14 protein-coding genes are annotated in these 20,097 nt (G+C 39.6%); 3 read left to right on the forward strand and 11 right to left on the reverse strand.

What is annotated here, in order from left to right; all coding sequences use genetic code 11:
• Positions 1-15 precede the first annotated feature (15 nt).
• Genes H6G83_RS21810 through uvrA form a run of 3 tightly spaced genes read right to left on the reverse strand, consistent with a single transcriptional unit; the run spans position 16 to position 5,137 of the window.
• The gene (locus H6G83_RS21810) at positions 16-1,014 is read right to left on the reverse strand and encodes a ParA family protein (protein ID WP_190476070.1); all 999 of its coding nucleotides are present in this window, start codon (positions 1,012-1,014) and stop codon (positions 16-18) included.
• On the reverse strand, positions 1,011-2,204 hold the full coding sequence (locus H6G83_RS21815) for an ATP-binding protein (RefSeq protein WP_190476071.1): 1,194 nt from the start codon (positions 2,202-2,204) through the stop codon (positions 1,011-1,013). The genes H6G83_RS21810 and H6G83_RS21815 overlap by 4 nt, the downstream gene beginning before the upstream one ends.
• A gap of 32 nt (positions 2,205-2,236) precedes the next feature.
• A complete protein-coding gene (gene uvrA / locus H6G83_RS21820; RefSeq protein ID WP_190476072.1) occupies positions 2,237-5,137 on the reverse strand; it encodes an excinuclease ABC subunit UvrA in 2,901 nt (966 codons plus the stop codon).
• Positions 5,138-5,605: 468 nt separating this feature from the next.
• Here uvrA and H6G83_RS21825 point away from each other — a divergent pair, with 468 nt between their 5' ends.
• Positions 5,606-6,232 carry a hypothetical protein gene (locus H6G83_RS21825; RefSeq protein WP_190476073.1) on the forward strand — a complete coding sequence of 209 codons (627 nt, stop codon included), beginning with the start codon at positions 5,606-5,608 and terminating at the stop codon, positions 6,230-6,232.
• Positions 6,232-8,895: a KGGVGR-motif variant AAA ATPase gene (locus tag H6G83_RS21830; RefSeq protein ID WP_190476074.1), complete on the forward strand. Its 2,664-nt coding sequence runs from the start codon at positions 6,232-6,234 to the stop codon at positions 8,893-8,895. Before H6G83_RS21825 ends, H6G83_RS21830 begins: the two co-directional genes overlap by 1 nt.
• A gap of 28 nt (positions 8,896-8,923) precedes the next feature.
• Here the strand turns inward: H6G83_RS21830 and H6G83_RS21835 are convergent, their stop codons facing one another.
• Both H6G83_RS21835 and H6G83_RS21840 read right to left on the reverse strand, forming a co-directional pair.
• Positions 8,924-9,121, reverse strand: a complete 198-nt coding sequence (locus tag H6G83_RS21835; protein WP_190476075.1) for a hypothetical protein — start codon at positions 9,119-9,121, stop codon at positions 8,924-8,926.
• Positions 9,122-9,323: 202 nt separating this feature from the next.
• Entirely contained in the window at positions 9,324-10,154 is an 831-nt protein-coding gene (locus H6G83_RS21840; RefSeq protein ID WP_190476076.1) for an HAD family hydrolase, read from the reverse strand.
• A 104-nt stretch (positions 10,155-10,258) separates the two neighbouring features.
• On the opposite strand from H6G83_RS21840, the gene H6G83_RS21845 reads away from it, so the two are divergent.
• Positions 10,259-11,059 carry a hypothetical protein gene (locus tag H6G83_RS21845; protein ID WP_190476077.1) on the forward strand — a complete coding sequence of 267 codons (801 nt, stop codon included), beginning with the start codon at positions 10,259-10,261 and terminating at the stop codon, positions 11,057-11,059.
• A gap of 115 nt (positions 11,060-11,174) precedes the next feature.
• Here H6G83_RS21845 and H6G83_RS21850 read toward each other — a convergent pair whose 3' ends face one another.
• From H6G83_RS21850 to H6G83_RS21875, 6 genes are all read right to left on the reverse strand, one after another.
• Positions 11,175-11,894, reverse strand: coding sequence for a DevA family ABC transporter ATP-binding protein (locus H6G83_RS21850; protein ID WP_190476078.1), 720 nt, complete (start codon positions 11,892-11,894; stop codon positions 11,175-11,177).
• A 189-nt stretch (positions 11,895-12,083) separates the two neighbouring features.
• On the reverse strand, positions 12,084-13,241 hold the full coding sequence (gene devC, locus H6G83_RS21855; protein ID WP_190476079.1) for an ABC transporter permease DevC: 1,158 nt from the start codon (positions 13,239-13,241) through the stop codon (positions 12,084-12,086).
• A gap of 39 nt (positions 13,242-13,280) precedes the next feature.
• Positions 13,281-14,705 (reverse strand): HlyD family efflux transporter periplasmic adaptor subunit, encoded by a 1,425-nt coding sequence (locus tag H6G83_RS21860; RefSeq protein WP_190476080.1) that lies wholly within the window; start codon positions 14,703-14,705, stop codon positions 13,281-13,283.
• A 1,194-nt stretch (positions 14,706-15,899) separates the two neighbouring features.
• Entirely contained in the window at positions 15,900-16,355 is a 456-nt protein-coding gene (locus H6G83_RS21865) for a GFA family protein (RefSeq protein WP_190476081.1), read from the reverse strand.
• Between the two features lie 74 nt (positions 16,356-16,429).
• Entirely contained in the window at positions 16,430-18,880 is a 2,451-nt protein-coding gene (locus H6G83_RS36020; protein WP_190476082.1) for an NACHT domain-containing protein, read from the reverse strand.
• Positions 18,877-20,079 (reverse strand): S8 family peptidase, encoded by a 1,203-nt coding sequence (locus tag H6G83_RS21875; protein WP_206758999.1) that lies wholly within the window; start codon positions 20,077-20,079, stop codon positions 18,877-18,879. Before H6G83_RS21875 ends, H6G83_RS36020 begins: the two co-directional genes overlap by 4 nt.
• Positions 20,080-20,097 lie beyond the last annotated feature (18 nt).

A 20,097-nucleotide genomic window follows, 5' to 3' on the forward strand; every position in this document is an offset into this window, starting at 1 on the left:
AAATAAAATCCTTACTTATATTTTTGCTGCTATCTTGCGAGCTAACCTCTCAAAATTATTATATATGTCTTTAACAGATTGACTGTAGGAAGAACCAATAGCACCGTCAGCAGGTTTTAAGTGAAACATCGGCTTGTGCGCTTCCTGAGCCATTGACATCAGGCTTTGGTAATTTTTAAGTACAGCTAAACAATTGGGGTCATCTTTTAAAGAATAAGCTTTACCGTCTGTTATATTTAAAACAGCATTCTGATAAACCTTTGGGATATCATTTACTAAATTATAGTATGCGTTTGTTGGACGGTCTAAGAGAATTGGTGGTTGCCAAATTACGTACCCAATTGGCTGCATACGTCCTGTTGATGATTTATAATCAATAGCATTATGTTGTAGGATTTTTTGCCAACTATTTTGCCAATTTAGTAAATTTTCTCCCAAATAACGTAAATTATCCAAAACAATTAAGTTTAAAAAAAGAGGTATGATAACGTAATCTGCGGACGTTAACGCAGTATGATTAATAGCTCCTAAATTTGAGCCTAAATCCATTAATATAATATCTGCTTTATAATCAGTACCAGTTTTTTTTAAAATCCTAGAAAAAGATGATATCTTCGTCAAACTGTTGACATTATTATCTACAGATTCGTACCATAACTGTGATAAGTATCTTTCTAATTCTGCCAATGATAAACTGCTTGGCAGCAAAGCTAATTGATTAACTATACTTTCTAAACTATCACTGCTGTCTAGCTGCAATTCACTAATATCAGCTTTACCTTTAATTATCGACTCAAAACAACCAAAAATAGTTTTGTGATCATTTTTTTTCGAGACAATTTCTTCTAGACGTTCTTCATCTAAAAAAGCAGATGTCAAATTAGCCTGTGGATCTAAATCAGCAGCGATTACCCGATATCCTAAATCACTGTACATCCATGCCAAATGATATACTAGGGAAGTCTTACCTACTCCTCCCTTATGATTAAAAACAGCAATTGTTCTGGTACTCATAATCTTTTTTTGAGGATAGCTAACACATAAGTATCTTCAACAATAAACTCTAAAGGCGGGTTGCCATTCTTTTCCAATTGTTGACGTGCTTGTTCAATACCCATTCCAAATCTCTGAACATGACCAAGATTTTTCATCGCTTCGGCTAAATGAGGATTACGATAATCTGTAATTCCTGGTTGTCCAAAATTTTGTCGAGTTACTTGACCGAAAGGTCCGCCGGGATTTTGAATTTCAATCCTATCATTAAACCATGTAATTCTTACTGGTGCATTTGTTCCTTCATAAGTACGGTGCATGACTGCATTTTTTGCTAGTTGTCGTAAGGCAACTATGGGATAATCAGGCTGACGAATTTCTATTGGTTGTGCTGTCACATCTGTTGCTATGGAAATATGAGCTTGCAAAATTTCATCTAACATCCGCAACAAATCTATCAGCGAACCACCGATTTCTTTTTGGTCTTTAATAGGATCAGTTAATTCCTTCCCATCAATGCGAAGAAACTGCACGTAAGCACAGGGTACATACTGTCTAGGGTCATTACCAATAACTAAGATACCCAAAACAGTTGGCTTAGGCGATGGTTCAATTTTAGCAAACCTGACTCCTGACAATTGCTGCTCAACAGAACGCTGATTTTCTTGAAGAATATCGACAGCCACAGAAGAAGGTAAATAATTTCGCAGAAATAACTCTAAATTTAGGTCTTGTAACTCAGCAAACTCTAGAGGACGCAAATCGAAAGGTAAATCTTTCCAGCGTCTTTTTTCTGCTAAACGCCGTTCTTCTTCGGGTGTAGCAGTTGCTTTGCGTGGCCCTACTCTAATCCAAACACGTCCATTAAAGCGCACAGGTGGAGCATCTGAAGGTTCTACAATGACTATAGCTAATTCACAGCCATTAATATTTCTTTTCTGTACAATTATGGTCGGAAAAGGCAAAATGTTACCATCAGACCTAATACTTGCAAGTGTGAGCAACAGTTTATCGTCTATGGAAAGATTTGCACAACTACCGTTATCATTAACCCCAATAAATAAGACCCCTGGCTGTTGATGATTTGGCAAGTCGTTAGCAAATGCACAAATTGCTTCACAAAGTCTGTTTTTATCAGATATCGAAGCCTTACGTTCAACCCGATCTGATTCTATATTTTTGAGGAGAAATTCCAACTCTTGATCATCCATGTGTTTCTCCTAGCAATAAGCCATCTGTTTTTCTATCTATTTTGTATCATAGTGGCTTGTGCCGGATATTGTTTTAACACCTGCTGCAAATATTGCCCAGTATAAGAACGGGAATTTTTAGCAACTTCCTCTGGTGTTCCAACTGCAATAATTTCTCCCCCCTTATCGCCTCCTTCTGGCCCTAAATCTATCACCCAGTCAGCACAACGAATTACATCTAGGTTGTGTTCAATGACTAAAATTGAGTTACCTTTATCTACCAATCTTTGCAATACATCTAATAATTTATGGACATCATAAAAAGATAAACCTGTTGTAGGTTCATCGATTAAATATAATGTCTTACCTGTAGCGCGGCGAGATAATTCTGTGGCTAATTTTACCCGTTGCGCTTCACCACCAGATAAGGTAGTAGCGGGTTGTCCAAGCTGCACATAACCCAAGCCGACATCAACTAAAGTTTGCAACCTTGTCACAGCTTTGGGGATGTTTTGGAAGAAATCTAAACTCTCTTCAACGGTCATGTTGAGAACGTCAGAAATAGATTTATCCTTATATTTCACCTGCAAAGTTTCGCGGTTGTACCTTGCACCTTTACAAACTTCACACTGCACGTAAACATCAGGTAGAAAATTCATTTCAATCACATTGACACCCTGTCCGCTACAACCTTCACAACGTCCACCTTTAACGTTGAAAGAAAATTGTCCGGGTTTATAACCTCTGGCTTTGGCTTCTATTGTTTGCGAGAAGACATCACGAATAACATCAAAAACACCTGTGTATGTTGCAGGGTTAGAACGTGGTGTGCGTCCGATGGGTGACTGGTCGATGACAATGGCTTTATCAACTGCGTTTAAGCCTTGAATTTTCTCTAACTCTTTGGGTAAAGGAACTTTTTTAGTGAGATGATGTTGCAGTGATGGGTAAAGTAATTCGTTAATTAATGTAGATTTACCGGAACCAGAAACACCAGTTACGGCTACAAGTTTACCTAAAGGAATTTCGACATCGATATTTCTTAAATTATTCCGATGGGCATTTTTAATTATCAGGCTACGACCGTTACCTTCTCTACGTTCTGCTGGTGTATGAATCACGTTACGTCCTGATAAATATGCACCAGTAAGAGATTTTTCTGCTGTTAATAAATCCTCTAAATCACCTTGGGCAATAATATGACCGCCGTGGATACCTGCACCGGGGCCGATATCAACTAAATGGTCGGCGGCACGGATGGTTTCTTCATCGTGTTCGACTACAATTAAGGTATTACCTAAATCGCGTAATTTAATTAAAGTTTTCAGCAGTCTGCCGTTATCTCTTTGATGTAAACCAATGCTTGGTTCGTCTAAAACATAAAGAACTCCTGTTAAGCCGGAACCAATTTGTGTGGCGAGGCGAATACGTTGGGCTTCCCCACCAGAAAGGGTCATGGCTGCACGGTCTAGAGTAAGATAATCTAAGCCGACATCTAATAAAAATTGCAATCTAGCTTTCACTTCTCGCAAAACTAAATCAGCAATTTTCATCTGGCGATCGCTCAATTTTAACTTGTCTACTCTCTCCCGGCAATCCCTAATCGATACCCCAGTTAAATCTAATATATTATATTGTCCTAACCTCACCGCTAAAGCTTCTGGTTTTAACCGTTTACCCTGACATACTTCACAAGGTTGGTCAATTAAATACTGTTCTAATTTCTGCTTAACTAATTCCGTACCGCCCTCATATTGGCGTTGTAAAATTGGCAGTACACCTTTAAAACTTGGTGTCTTTTGGTTATCTTTACCTTCTGCTTTCTCCCCATACAAAATAATTTGCTGTTGTTCTGGTGTCAGCTTATGCCACTGGACTTGTAACTCAAAATTATGAGTTTGTCCTAAACTATATAGTAGTTCCAAGTAATAGGAATTTTCCTTTTCTGACCAAGGTGCGATCGCCGCATATACTGGTGCATCAGGGTCAGGTACTACCAACTCTGGCGAAAATCTGCGTAAAGTCCCTAGTCCGTGACAGTTGGGACAAGCGCCGTAGGGAGAATTGAAGGAAAACAAGCGCGGTGATAACTCTTCCATGACCGCACCATGTTCAGGACAGGCGAAGTTTTCCGAAAAGACTAATTCATCCTCTTTCGTTTCTGCGTCGTCCGAGGGTGGACTAATTAGGATGTTAGCAATACCACCAGACTGTTTTAAGCACGTAGATAGGGAATCAACCAAACGTTCTTGTAGACCGTCTTTTTTCACCAAACGGTCAATAACAACTTCGATAGTATGGGTAATATTTTTATCCAACTCAATCGAGTCGGAGAGTTCCCGGACTTCGCCATTAACCCGCACCCGGACAAAACCTTGGGAAGCCAAACTAGATAAGGTCTTGCGGTGAGTTCCTTTCTTCCCCCGCACCACAGGCGCGAGAATTTGGAACTTTGTCCGGTCTGGTAATTCCATAATTCTATCAACCATCTCATCGATAGTTTGGGGTGCAATACAGCGATCGCATATGGGACAATGGGGTTCACCAGCCCGACCAAACAATAGTCGCAGGTAGTCGTAAATTTCCGTCACCGTCCCCACAGTGGAACGGGGGTTATGAGATGTAGATTTTTGGTCAATGGAAATTGCTGGACTTAAACCTTCGATGGCTTCCACATCAGGTTTATCTAATTGTCCTAAAAATTGTCTGGCGTAGGCGCTGAGAGACTCCACATAACGCCGTTGACCTTCAGCGAAAATCGTATCAAACGCCAAGGAAGACTTACCCGAACCTGATACACCAGTAAACACGATCAGGCGATCGCGTGGCAATTCCAAGTCAATATTCTTCAGATTATGCTGTCTCGCACCCCGAATCCTAATGGTATTCTGGCTGTTGTGATGATTGTAGGGAAGATGTCCATTTAAGGATGCAGCTAGCTTGTTATCTGACATATCGACGAAGATGATAGAGTGAGGCAGCGCGAAACAGTTTTTAATAATACTACTTTTACTATCGTAATAGTAGAACAATCGTACTGTTGTAGGTAGGGATTGCCCAATATCTATCCTACAGACATCCTCCCACGTCTGCTAGCCTGCATCCCAACTCATCATCCTACTGCGGGAGCATGGTATCGCACATCTCACCACAGACTCAATCAGAGGAGGAAAAGTCTGGAACAAATTCTCAATAGCTTGAAGTTTAAAAATGTTTAATGTAAAAATCAGGGTTTGAGAAAAGCTTAAAATAGCGTTTTCCAGATGCTATGAAAAGTTAACACAATTATTAACTTAACTATTTCCGAAACTACTGTACAGTATTTATACTTTTATTTTTAGAAATAAAGTTATTAAAAAATTGTTTTATATTTATACGATTTTGCTAATACGCTACTCTTCACCTTAAACAGATGGAAAAATATGTCTGACTTGCCTGAAATAAACCTTTCTGATCTGAATCTAGACCAAACAACACTAAAGGCAATTGAAAAATTAGTAAATAGTATTGAGGATTTGCTGAATAATAAGCCTGATGACGTTAGTCGATTTTTATACAAAGTTAACGAAGAGGTGAGAAAATTAAAATATCAAAAGGGAACTTCCGATACAAACTTAATTCATGCTAGTACTCGTGATCTTAAAAAAGCTTTTTATGCTCATCGGGGCATAGTTACTGTTGAAAAAAATAAAAGTATATCTTGTTATTTGCTCACATTTTATGCTGTAGAATGTGGTTTCAAAAGTATTTGGTTAAAAAGAAATCAGCTAACGGGAACTGATAAAATTCAAGATAAAACGCTAATCACAAAGGATGGACATAACTTTCGTACTTGGTTTAAAGAATTAGGACTACCAGCTACAATAGTAGGTAAGTATCCTGATTTCTCTAAAATTCCTTATTTTCGACTTGCAAGAGATCAATCAAGTTGGGATGTAGGAAAAGCTCATCAAGCCTGGCGATATGGCGTTGAAATGGATATTGACGATGAAAAACTTTTAGTTGAATGGTTAAATAGTATCTGCAATTGGATTAAGGAGGCACTATAATGATACCTTCAGATATACGCCTTTATACTTGGCTTGATGCCGAAGAAGTTATACTTCGCCTTCAAGAAGAAAATAATCTGCCACACTGGTTAGTTTGGGTACAAGCCTACTGGGATAGTTTAACAATTGGCATTCGCCCCGGTACTCAAGCAGAAGCAAAAGAGTGGTTGCAACAAGTTTATGATCCTCGATTTCAAAAATCTACAGAAGATGAAAGAGTAGACGGACTAATTATTTTAGAAAGCTTACCTAATAAACAACAACTTCTACCAGTAATTTTAGAAGAAACAGAAGAAGGACGTTTTGTCTCTAGACGAGTTCCAAGTTTGGCAAGACCAAGAGTTATTGTTTCAAATCATGAAAATGGCGAACTGCCTCCAAGTTTTACCGAGGATTTTCCATCAATAGTAGCATTTCATTCTTTTAAGGGAGGGGTTGGGCGAACAACTAATGCCTTGGCTTTTGCCCAGGCTCTCACAGAAGAGGGTTATAGCGTATTGCTAGTAGATGGAGATATGGAAGCACCTGGTATAAGTTGGCTTTTGGAGCAAAGGCTACCTTCTCCTCCTGTAGCTTTTGCTGATTTAATAGCTTTAGTTCATGGTGATCCAGATCCAGAAGCAACAGATTCAATTCAATTAGTTGCAAATCGGCTTCAGAGTGCTTTTATTGATAATATTTATATCTTACCAGCATTTCGTTCAATTAAGATATTTTCTTCTTTAGAAATTAGACCAGAACATCTAATACAAGGTGCAAAAAATCCATTTATCCTTACACAAATATTGGCAGATTTAGGAAGAGTTTTAAATGTAGATGTCGTTTTAGTTGACTTACGCGCCGGACTTTCTGAATTATCTACAGGTTTGATTTTAGATCCACGAGTCTATCGTGTTTTTGTCACTACTTTGAGTGGACAGTCGATTTCAGGTACAGCTAGACTTCTAGAACTGATAGCAGAAAAAGCTCCTTCTTCACAAAGCACAGAGCCGTTACCGACAATAATTATTAGTCAAGTTCCTGATGAATTAATAAAAGAACCTGATTCATTTTCATTAGAAAACAAAGAAATAAAGCTTCTGGAATATGCAAAACTGTCTCTCGGAGAGGACTTAGACCTAAGAACAAGATTTGACGATAATTTACGAGTCTTACCTTCAAATTGGGAAGAAGTAATTACTAAGCTGAAGCGTTCCGGGATTATAGACTCTGTACGTCCATTAGTAGACTTACTACCTAAAAGAAGTAGTAAAAATGCCGAAAGTAGTTCTGTCACTTTAAAAAATTCCAGAGAAACTCTCAAAGACTTTACGAAAAAACAAATAGTTGCAGAAACAGCAGAAAGTAACGATTTTTTATCTACTATTCCTTTACGTCATTTAGCCTTAGACAATAGACATCAAGTTCCTATTACAGTTGTAGTTGGCGCTAAAGGTTCAGGAAAAACTTACACTTTCTTACAAATAATTCGCCGAGAAAACTGGGAAAGTTTTGCTCAAGATGCCTGTGCCACTCCAGTCCACATAAGCGCCTTGATTTGTCCTGTTTTAGCACCGCTCAACTCTCAGCCTATTTTGGAACTAGCGAGACAAGTTCTGCAAAAGACATCAAAAGCTTTAGGCTTTAATAAGCCTTTAGAAATTGATAAAATTCGTGATTATATTAGAAATAGCTATCACCTCAACCTCCATGAAGGTCAGTGGCGAGAACGTTGGTTAGATGTAATTGCTTGGAGTGTTGGATTTAAACCTGAAGAGGAAGGAGCAGGTCGAGCATTAGCTGACCATTTGTTTTATACACAACAACGATTACTTGTGATTATCGATGGTTTGGAAGACCTTTTTCAAAATTTCACTAATGAGGAGAATCAAAAGACAGCATTAAGGGCTTTACTCCAAGAAGTTCCTGAATGGCTAGGGCTGTTACCTGGTCGTCCTCTGGGTATTCTCATTTTTGTTAGACGTGATATGGTACTAGCTGCTGTACGTCAAAACGCAGCCCAAATGATTGCACGTTATGAGCCTTATGCTTTGAAATGGAATAGAGAAGAAGCCTTAAGACTAGTAGCTTGGATAACGATGCAGTCCAAAATTGCTCTTGAAACTGATATTGAAAAACTTCACGATATGAAGGAAGAAGAACTGACACAGGTTTTAATACCTTTATGGGGTAAAAAACTCGGTTCTGATACCTCAAAAGAGGCTGCTTCAGCTAGATTCGTATTAGCTGCGCTCTCAGACTTTAGAGGACAAATTCAGTCACGGGATTTAGTGCGTCTTCTTCATTTAGCTGCAAAAGCGTCCGTAGACGATACAAAATGGCAAGACCGGATTCTTGTTCCCCCAGGCATTAAAGGTGCTTTACGTGAGTGTAGTATAGAAAAAATTAAAGAAATTGAGCTAGAAAATACTGCACTGAAAGATGTGTTTACTAAATTACGCGATCTTTATGAAGAAGAGCGAAAAATTCCTTTTACCAGAGAGCAACTTCGATTATCTATAGAAGAAATGAAAATATTGGAAGAAAATGGTGTAATCATACGAGAAAAAGATGATTATTATATGCCTGAAATCTTCCGTTTGGGATTAAATTTCTCTTTAACTGCTGTTGGTCGTCCAGCTATTATGTATTTGGCTCGTCGTGCGGCTAGACAAGGGAGTTAATCAGCGATTTTATGTAGGCAGAGTTTCATCAAAATAAAGGTCTTAGCACCTGATATAACAAGACGATTACTATCGGTGCAACAATGGGAATTACTACTATTAATCCCCACGTATCAAAGCGAAATTCTTTACTTTCAGACTTTATGAGAGCAATTACACCAACTGCTCCTATTAGTATCCAGATGCAGCCGAAAATAATAAAGATGGTAAATGCTGAGTCTTGCATTATCTTTTTTGTGTGTCAGTTGTCAGTTGCTGGTAAGTTGTTTTAAATTACACCCAATTATTATATTTTCCTTTATAGGAAATAAATAAACATCTCTCTAAGGTATAGAAATTGTGTCGGGGTTTAAATCCCCGACTGTTCGCGTAGCGTGCCGTAGGCAAAATGTCTTTAATGCGCGAATGCGTGAATTTTGAATTGTTAACTATGACTTTGGACTTTCCCTACTCCCCACTCCCCTCAAAATATAACTAGACAACTCACAAAATCCTTCTCCCTCAGCCGCAGTTGTTACATATCTAGGTTGATATTGCAACTGATTTATATATTTCATTACATTCGCCACACCGACAGAAATCGGGAAATAACGCTGATCAAATAAACTTTCATCATTAGGGCTATCTCCCACAGTGACAACTTGATTTGGAGAATAGTTAGGGAAATATTCTTGCAATACTTTTAAGGTGGCGATCGCTTTTGAGTGCCCTTGTGGTTTGATATGACATTGGACATTACTGTAAGTAAATCCCCATCCCATATCGTGGCAGATATCACCCATAATCTTTAATTCATCTGGAGTTAAGTTAGCTACATCAAACGTCCAGTCAGTGATGCGAAAGCGGTTATCACCAGATTCCTCAATTTGGGGAAATTTCCACTTCAACTGCTGAAAAACTAAAGCTAAGTCTTGCCTATGCTGGGTGATATCACTGATGGATGTTAATAATACTGGTTGCTCACTACCAGCAGTATAGAACAAACCGCCATTCTCCGCTATGGCTCCGACGACTGGCATCAAACTACTCAGCCCACTCACCCAACCAGCCGATCGCCCGGTAACAATTAGGACTTTAATCCCAGCAGCCATTAAAGCTTCTATGGCTTGCAGGACAGCAGCAGAAAACTTCCCTTGCTTAGTTAGAGTACCATCCATATCTGTAGCAATGAAGCGAATGCCCCAAATAGGGACGGCATCTTGAGAAAGGTCTGGCAAATTTAGAGGATGCCCAGAAATAACATTTGGATTTATGTACATATGCGGTTGGAGAAAGCTGTAAAAAATACCAATAATACAGCAATGTACAAGCCAAAATTTGGGAATCCTAAAAGTAAATAGTCAAATTTTTTTGTTTCCTCACTATGCCAACCTCGATAATCCTTGCCCAAACCCCATCGGCGAAGCCGAAAAAGACCATCCAGCAAGAAGCCAAAAACCAAACTCAAATTTCGCCTGTTTTACTCGCCACCTCTGGGGGATTACTTCTAGCGGTGATTGCTTTACTGGTTTATGGTAAGCTGCAAATGAAGAAACTGGAGAAACAGCTAAAGTTTGAAAAATTCCGTGCTAGCGAACTAGAGAAGAAATTCAAACTTGCTCTAGAAACAATTCGCAAAATGGAAACTAATCCCGACTTAGTGAATTCGCGGGACTTTAACCTCGATTATCTCAGGATGCGGATGTCAGAGGAAGTGTTTCATTTTGCCATACTCAATCAAGTAAAAATTAGAGTTAAAGATAAAATATCTCAAGCTTTGCGTCCCAATCAGGCGAACCAAGGTAGTGTAGGTATTGCCAATACTACTGGGCGGCAAGTTGATGAAACTTTTGATGTAGAGTATGAAACTGGTACTCCTCCAAATACTGCCAAAAGAGTATTGTTCCGCATTCAAGTGCGCTTAATGAAGCTACCAACCCAGGCAACTTCTGCCACCATTAGCCAGATTATTGACTGTATTGAGACTTATCTTAGCCCAATGGACGACGAAGATACATGGCAACCCACTATTCAAGGGCGCATTGCTCATATGCACTGGGATCAAAAGGCTAAACCAACGCCTTTATTGGTGTTAGAGCAATCTAATGATGGCGTGAATGTAACTTTCCGTACAAGTAGACAAGCAAATGTCCCCGCACCACAGAAGCCAGTTAGGAATCAGTAATTGTTGGGAACTATTGACTGTTGACTATTGACTATGAACTGTTGACTATTGACTGTTGACTATGGACTGTTGACTGTTGACTGTTGACTATTGACTGTTGACTGTTGACTACGTTTCACGCACCAGAATCATAACTGACGATCGCCGTTTGGGAATCACGGGCTAGTATACCGTCTTCCATTTCGACGATGCGATCGGCTATATCTAAAATCCGGTTGTCGTGGGTTACTAACAAAATGGCTGTACCTTGGTCTCTAGCGAGACGCTGCATAATTTCCACGACATCGCGACCTGACTGTTTATCTAATGCGGCGGTTGGTTCGTCTGCTAGTACCAATGGCGGATTATTGACTAGGGCGCGAGCGATCGCCACTCTTTGTTTTTGTCCACCGGAAAGATTGTCTGGGTAATAGTCTACACGATTTTCTAAACCCACGGCTGTCAACATGGCTTCTGATTTGGCGATCGCATCTTTCTGAGAAATATGCTCGTTCAACTCCACCGCCATCTGCACATTTTGTCTTGCAGTTAAAAAATTTAGCAGGTTGTGAGCCTGGAAAATATAGCCGATACTCCGGCGAATTTGCACCAGTTTATTCTGGCTAGCACCTGCTAACTCCACACCTAAAAATTGCAAACTCCCCTCTTGAACTGAACGCAAACCACCAATTAAGCTCAGTAATGTAGTTTTTCCTGAACCTGATGGCCCCGTCATAATCACAATTTCTCCGGGGTAAATTTCTAAATTTATATCAAATAAAATCTGTCTTTTAAGTGCGCCTTTGCCATAGTAATGATTGAGATTTTTAATGGCAATTACAGCTTCTTGTCTCATAATATTTAATGTTGTTAGGAGTGAATAGTTCCGAGACGGAACTGTAGTGCCGATAACAATTCAAAATTCAAAATTCAAAATTAGTTCCATTACCATCTTGCATTTTCCAAATAATCTCAATGATAAATCTAGCAGTCGCCAAATAAGTCAAGGTGTAAATGAATAGATTTTTACCCTGTCCCCTATCCCTTAGAAAATATCTGCTGGGTCAGCAGAACGTAACTTACGTACAGCGATCGCACCAGAAACGAAACACATAATAATAGTGAGGACTAGCACTGTAATAGCGCGATCATAACTCATAAAAACTGGTAATAATGTAGCATCTCTAGCAGTTCGATAGAGTAACATTGCTAACACCCATCCAGGTAAATAACCCAAACAAGCTAATAAAAATGCTTCTTGCAAAATGACAGTTAATAGATATCTTTGTGTATATCCTATAGCTTTTAAAGTAGCGTATTCTGATAAATGGTCAGCCACTTCCGTATAGAGAATTTGATAAACAATCACAGTCCCAACAATAAAGCCCATGATTGTCCCCAAGCTGAAAATAAAACCAATAGCTGTACTACTTGCCCAATAATAACGTTCAAAATCAATAAATTCTTGCTTAGTTAATACATTAACATCTTCAGGTAAATAACTCCGCAATTGTTGAGCGACAGTTTCTGCATTTGCTCCTGGTTTTAATCTAATCAAACCAATATCAATTAACCCTTGGCGACGAATGGGAAACATTCTCAAAAAATTCACATCGCTAGTGATTAAATTACCATCAGCACCAAAGGATGCGCCCAAGGTAAACAACCCGACAACATTAACTCGCCTGCGCCTTACTTCTGCGGAAATAGCCTGTCCTTTGTCAAAATTTTCTGCAATGGGGCCATATTCTTGTCGGGAAGAACGGTCAAATAAAACAGTATCAGGGAGTCTGAGCTTATCTAAATTTTCTTGAACTCCAGGCAAGTTAAATATATTAGTTTCTGGATTAATACCAAAAACTAAAATACTGCGAGTCAGACCAGTATAAGGATTTTTCCAAACGGAGTAATCCAAATATATAGGATGGACAGATTGAACTGTGGGTAATTCTAAGGCTTTATACAAGCGTCTTTGTGAAAAGCCTTTCATAGCAAGTACAGCGTTGGATTGTTTATTAATTAAAACAATATCGCCTTGCAAACTGGTATGTAAGCGAACATTACTAAAGTAAAGAGCATCGCGGAAACCTATCTGCATAAACATGAGAATATCAGCAAAGGCAATTCCGGCGAGGGCGACGGCTAGGCGAGTTTTTTCGCGTGTTAATTGTAGCCAAGATAGAGGTATTCTTTTACGGTTCATTCCCATGAGTATGATTGTTTGCTAATCAATTGGCATTGATTAGTTATTAATTTCAACTAATACCTTGGCGTAAGTTAAACCAGAGACTTTTTGACTATCTTCTGGTGTTAAACTAATTTTGACTTCCACAACTCTGGCATCAACATCGGCTGCTGGGTCTGTATTTAAGACATCCTTTTTACCGATTTTTCTGCCAATTTCGGTGACGGTTCCTCTGATTTCACCGCTAAAGGCTCCGTTATCGCTGCTAGCTGTGACAGATTGACCTATTTTGACTCGACTAATACTATCTTCAGGAACTTCGGCGATAATCATCATTTGGTCGGTTTGTCCCATTTCCGCAATACCATCGGCGGTGATAGCTTCGCCCGATTTGCTGTAAACTTTTAAGATTTCTCCAGCCGTGGGTGCTTGAACGTAGGTTAATTTTAATTCGGCTTCGGCTTTTCTGAGGTTGGCGATCGCATTACTCACTTGAGCTTGCGCCACCTGCACATCCGTGGGACTAACTTCCACCAATCTTTTGAGTCTGGCTTTTTCTTCCTCAATTTGTCTTTGTAAGGTGGCGATCGTTTTGTCGCGAGTAGCTGTCGCCTCGATCAGCTGCTGTTGCAAAGTCGTTAAAGTCTTCACCTGATTAGCTCTCGCCTCAGTAATTTGCTGTCTGAGAGTTGCTAGCGTTTGTCTCAAGGCGGCTTGGCTTTCAATTACCTGCTGATTTGCCGTCACAGCATTCAACCGTCTATTATCTCGCTCTTGCTGAGAAATCGCCCCTTGGCTATACAAAAATTCATAGCGTCCCGCATCCACTTGTGCATTACGCTGTTGCGCTCTAATGCGGTCGAGAGAAGCCCTCAAACTCGATTGCTGTCCGCTCAATTCAGCCTCTAAACGGTTAACTAACGCTTGTTGAGCCACCTTTTCCGCGCTGAGTTGCGACGCTATTCTAGACACCGTTGCTTGTTGAGCTTCCCGCTCACCAACCAACTGCGCCTGTAAACGAGCAATGACGGCTGTTTGCGCTTGAATATCCCTGGGAGAACCCACCCGAACCTGAGCTAAATTAGCGCGGGATTCCAAAACTTTAGCTTTCGCCTCTTCCACAGCAGCCAATTGGGTATCGTGATTATCTAAAAGAGCTATCACTTGACCCTTCCTCACACGTTCCCCCTCTTTTACAAACAGTTGTTTAACTCGTGATGCTGATTGTAATCCCCCCACAGGAGCCGAAAGTTTAATAACTTCCCCTTGCGGTTCCAAACGACCCACAGCACTAACATTAGTAACTACTGGTTTAATCGGTACGGATGGGCCTAGCCTTTTGATTTGCTCAAATTTAGCTGTAGCTAGTAACCCCGCAGCCACCGCCACTGGTAGGGCTACAGCAAGACCCCACCAAATCTTAGGTTGTTCTAGATCAAGTTGCTGCTCTCTTGATCTACGTTCTTCCGTCACCCTTGACATGGTTTTTTGTCCGTTTATCTGAATTTTGCTGATTAAAAAGTTAGGCGTTAAAGGTTAACGTGAGTTCGACAAGCGTTGTTTTGACCTCACCCCCAACCCCTCTCCTTCGAGGAGAGGGGAGTAAGAGGGTGATTTTTTCGTTTCTCCTCCCTCTCCTCGTAGGAGAGGGAGGTTGGGAGGGTGAGGTTCATTGAACTCAGGTTAAAGGTTAGAGGCTAACGTGAGTTCGACAAGCGTTGTTTTGACCTCACCCCCAACCCCTCTCCTTCGAGGAGAGGGGAGTAAGACGGTGATTTTTTCATTTCTCCTCCCTCTCCTACGAGGAGAGGGAGGTTGGGAGGGTGAGGTTCATTGAACTCAGGTTAAAGGTTAGAGGCTAACGTGAGTTCGACAAGCGTTGTTTTGACCTCTCCCCCAACCCCTCTCCTACGAGGAGAGGGGAGTAAGACGGTGATTTTTTCGTTTCTCCTCCCTCTCCTCGTAGGAGAGGGAGGTTGGGAGGGTGAGGTTCATTGAACTCACGTTAAACGAAGTGATAAAAATATCCCTTCTTTAGTCCCTAGCCCCTATTTTCAAATACCTGATAAATACTTATCTCAACAGCTTTTTTTAATGGCGATCGCCAATAGCAGCCTATGAGGGTGAGATGCAAAATAACTAAGAAGTAGGGTATTACAAATAAAGTTCACTTCTGAGTTAGTCAGTTTGGGTATGCAGATAGATTTTATTTTGCCAAAAATTTTCCATCTTTTCTGCAACTTACGTGACTTTATTTGTTTTTTTCAAGAGAATCTATCATAACTTTCATAATCAACGATTTATAAAGTAAGATTTGGTACGATAACATAACAATTTTTAGTAGAGTGTGTCAGTATGAATACTTTCTTGGTATAGCTGGGGTTTCTCCTACTGACGCACCCTACATTTTAGATATTTTTGTATCTGCAAGTCCCTTAACTTATATCTTGCGCCAGCCTCTTATTGACAAAATGACGAACTGAAAAGCTGATGATTCCGTAGGGTGGGCATTGCCCACCACATATTTATTGATAAGGTGCAAGATTGGAGTTAATTACATAAATTATATTTCTTTTGTTGGCGATAAAAGTAACAGAATCTACAAATACAAGGCAAAAAAATTAACGAGTGATGATAGGTACATTTTACAAAGTCATCAAGAGTAAAATTAGAAACTTATAAACGCTGTTGTCTCCATTTTTCCCATAACAAATGCACATCTTCTGGCTGTCCATCATAATTAAGCATTTGCTCAGGAATTATCACCCAAGGTTGAGCCTTACTTGTCCAAAGATTACCTACTGGATGTAACCAAGATGTGTCATCTAACGTTCCTGGTTTAACATTAATAGTATCTGGACTATAAGTCCGCTCATGAAATAATCGTGTTCCGCAGTCGCCACAAAACCAATTTTTAACTTCACGTCCGCTATCCGCTTTACGACTCCAGGCTTTTGGTTGTCCTTGAATAATCGCAAAAGCATCTCGTGCAACAGTCAGCGACATCCCAAAGGCACTGGAGGATTGTTTTTGACATTCTGTACAATGGCAAACATACAGAGTTAGCGGTTCAGCACGAATTTCATAGCGAATTTGTCCACATTGACAACCACCAGTGTATGGAAAATTCATAACAATTTAAAATTCCAAATTAAACCCACCGTATCATGGTTTTGGCGCTGCACTGCCCACCCTACTGAATATTTTCAATTATCCATAACCCGCAACATTCTATCTTCTATTTCTGCCCAAGTTTTCTGGGATACTAGCACTGCGGCTTGTTTGCACTGCAAGATTAAATAGTTAGCATAGAAATAATTGTTCCAAGTTTTTAATTCTTCTTTAGATAAACCCACCATTTCTAAATTCAAATTAAAGCCATTTAGCAAGGTTTGTAGCAATTCGTCGGCAAATTTGCGCTTTACAGATTGCGATTGATTATCATCAGGAATTACTATCTTTAAATCTTGCAGTTGCCCTATTAAATTAGTAAGATTTAAGTTATTGAAGATTTGCAATTTTTCAAGTTCGCGGATAGCTTTAATAGCTTTAGTGATGGCGATGGCGTAGGTGTTGGTGTTGGCGTTGGCGTTGGCGACGGCGTAGGCGACGGCGTAGGCGTAGGCGACGGCGATGGCGATGGCGTAGGCGATGGGGTTGGCGTTGGCGATGGCGTAAGCTATGGCGTTGACGTAGGCGTAGGCTTTGGTGTTGGCGTTGGCAATGGCGATGGCGTTGGCGTTGGCGATCGCTCTTTTACCAACAGGTTTCATATCTCCTGGTGATCCGCTTGTTTCTCGCTCTGCCCATTCTAATAAAGCTTTTAACTTAGGCGTATTAATATATTTCTGTGCCTCTTTTTCCATTTGCAGCAACAACTTATCTGCATTTGGACGCAGCAAACCTGATATTAATAAAAATACCTCTTTCCAGCTTGTATCTATTAAATGACGGCTCACCAACTCATCAATTAATTGCCAATCGCAAATATATTTAGCAGTTAAATACTCTTGCAGCGTCAGATGCGAAAAAGCATAAGCATCTCTTACCCTTTCTACCAAAATTCCTTGTTCTACTTGGATGGCTTTTAAAACTGCCTTGCTATCTAAATTTTCTGGGGTATTAACATTTGCCTTTAAATTAGTTTCAATTTGTTGGATTAGCTCATCTCTAGTAAAAAATAAGCGGTCTTGTTGAAATCCTCGATAAGCTATTTCTGCCAGCAAGCTTTCTTCTATCGCAATAGTAAAATCTTTAAAAATCGGGTCGCGTGTTACCCTTTTTTCAGCCAACCATTTATCTAAAAGAATATCTAGAGCTTTTTTATATAATTCGCTGCGATTGTTAGTAAAACTTTGATATTCATCATAATATAGGCATATAAAAGTCAGCAATAAAGGAGTTCTAGCTAATTCTTTGGCAGCCTCATTTTCTTGAAGTAACTCCCAACATTGCCGAGCAGTATCAGCTTGAATATCTTCTTCTGATTGAAACCAATTATATATAAACTGTTTTATTTGCTTATCTGTAAACTCAGAAATTTCTACGTTTTCAAATTTTATAAACTTTTGATTATAAGCAGCAGTGCGGCAAGATACAATAAAACGATTTTTTTGATATTGATGCACAAAAGCTTGAATTTTTGCCACTGCTGCATTCAAGTTTTTAGTTGGTACTTCGTCTAAGCCATCAAATAAAATTAATAATTTGCCTGCTTCTAAAAGCTTTTTAGTTAAAACTTGGCTGTCAACAAAATCACAACAGTTAAATTCTTGAACAACTAATTGTTCGATATTAATCTCATCAAATCTAAATCTTTTCAATTCGAGAAAGACAGGAATGCACTCATATTCAAACTTACCTTGTTTTCCTTTAAATGCTTCTAACCCTATCTTACGTAAAAATGTAGATTTACCGCCTCCAGGCGCACCTAATACCATTAAATATGGAAATGTATTAGCAACTTTTATACCTTCTTTTGTTTCAGTTTTTTGTGAGCTAAATATTCCGCTCTTAGCTGTTTTCAAAGATTCTTCTAAATCCTGAATCGATACTGAATTAGATAGTTCCCAATGACTGAGAACTTGCACAGCCGTATAAATATAATCCAAGGGTACAGACTGTTTCATCCCCAAAACCTTTAATCTGCCATACCGCTTGTAATAATTTTGGTAATATTGAGAGGCAGACTTGAGGATTTTTGGCTGAATTTGTGGGCTTGAGGTATCAATTACTTGACTCAGAATTGTTGCTAAATATTTACCAGCGTCATTAATTGCGATCGCTCTATCTAAAGTAGCACGGCGGACTGCTGCTAATTCCAAACTGCTTAAAATTTGCCTCGCTTCTCCTCTGACTATTACTGTTTCACTCATCTCACCGCCAGTAATAGTCAATCCCAACCTTTCTAACTCCTTAATCGTCTCACCAACAGCCTTTTTTACTCGCTTTTTTTGCAGTTCAATCAACGCTTGACGATAAGCTTGGCGATTAGGAAAATCTGCGGGTTTGAAATTAGGAACGAAGTTATTTTCGGACTGTACATCTTTGCCTTCCAGCCGCAGAATTACCAGTAATTCTTCATCGCCTCTTGCCTCTTTTAGCTCTTGTTCTAGCAACTCGTCAATTTTTTCTAGATGCTTGGGTTCTAGTTTCATAATTGTACTTGAATTAAGCCGTAGCCTTGGCGGTCTGATGGAGCTTGCAAAGTTTCACATCTATTAAATAATTCCTCTCTTAAATCTAAAACCTCTATATTTGGATATTGTTCTAAAATTAATGCAGCAACTCCAGAAACAATTGGTGTAGCCATTGAAGTCCCGCTAATTGCTTCGTATTTCTCTCCTGGTATTGATGAATAAATATTTGTCCCTGGGGCAACTAAATTAGGCACTTGATATTGATGCGAACCTATATTTAATGTAGCACTACCACTAAAGCCAGAAATCCGCTTGTCAATAGTTGAACTACCAACCGAAACCACATCCCGATAGTTACCAGGGCTGCGGGTACGATTTCTGCCTTCATTGCCCACAGCACAAACTGGTAAAATGCCAGATAAAAGCAAACTTTCAATTTCTGTTTCCATATCTGGTAAATAGCCAATAATACCAGCCGATATATTAACAATGCTAACTTCTGCTTGTTGGCTTACCCAAGACAGTGCCAAAATAAAATTAGACAAATTGCCAGTCCCACCGGGAATTATTACCCCACTAAAAATATTAGTGCTAGGAGCAATGCCAATTTTATCGCCACAAATTAATCCAGCAACATGAGTGCCATGTTTGTGTGTATCACTACTAGGATTCATGGGCAATACCTGATCATTTTCGGCATCAAAAGTGTAAGCTTTACTTATTTTTCCCTTTAACGCTGGGTGGTTGCCATCTACCCCAGTATCTAAAACTGCAATAGTGATATCTTTACCTGTATATTCATATCCTTTTTGACGACAATTATCTAAATTAATTGCTGCTAAATGCCATAAATCAGATTGAGAAATTTCTGTTTTTAAATCAGTAGCGCTGGCTACAGGTTGAACTAGCTCAATTTTGCGGTCTTCCGAGATATCAGCATTGGGTAATTCTTCCCGCATCCTCGCTGCTTCTTCCTCGGTCATTTTCACAATAACCGTCCCTGTAATCACAGTTTCTTCTTGTGCAATGGGAATTATATCATCCTCTCTCGCATCGCTAATCCAGTGGACAATTTCTTGATAAACTGGGTCTTGCTGCCAAAAAGCTTTGACTTCCACCGCTTGCACCCTCCGACTTTGGGGTGTTAATTTTCTAGATATCAGCGAAAGAGAGCGAGTCACTGAAGAAGTTTTAGGGCGAATAATATATAGTTTCATGTATAGCAGGGGACAGGT

It is taken from the genome of Anabaena azotica FACHB-119 (assembly GCF_014697625.1).
Lineage (GTDB): Bacteria > Cyanobacteriota > Cyanobacteriia > Cyanobacteriales > Nostocaceae > Trichormus > Trichormus azoticus_A.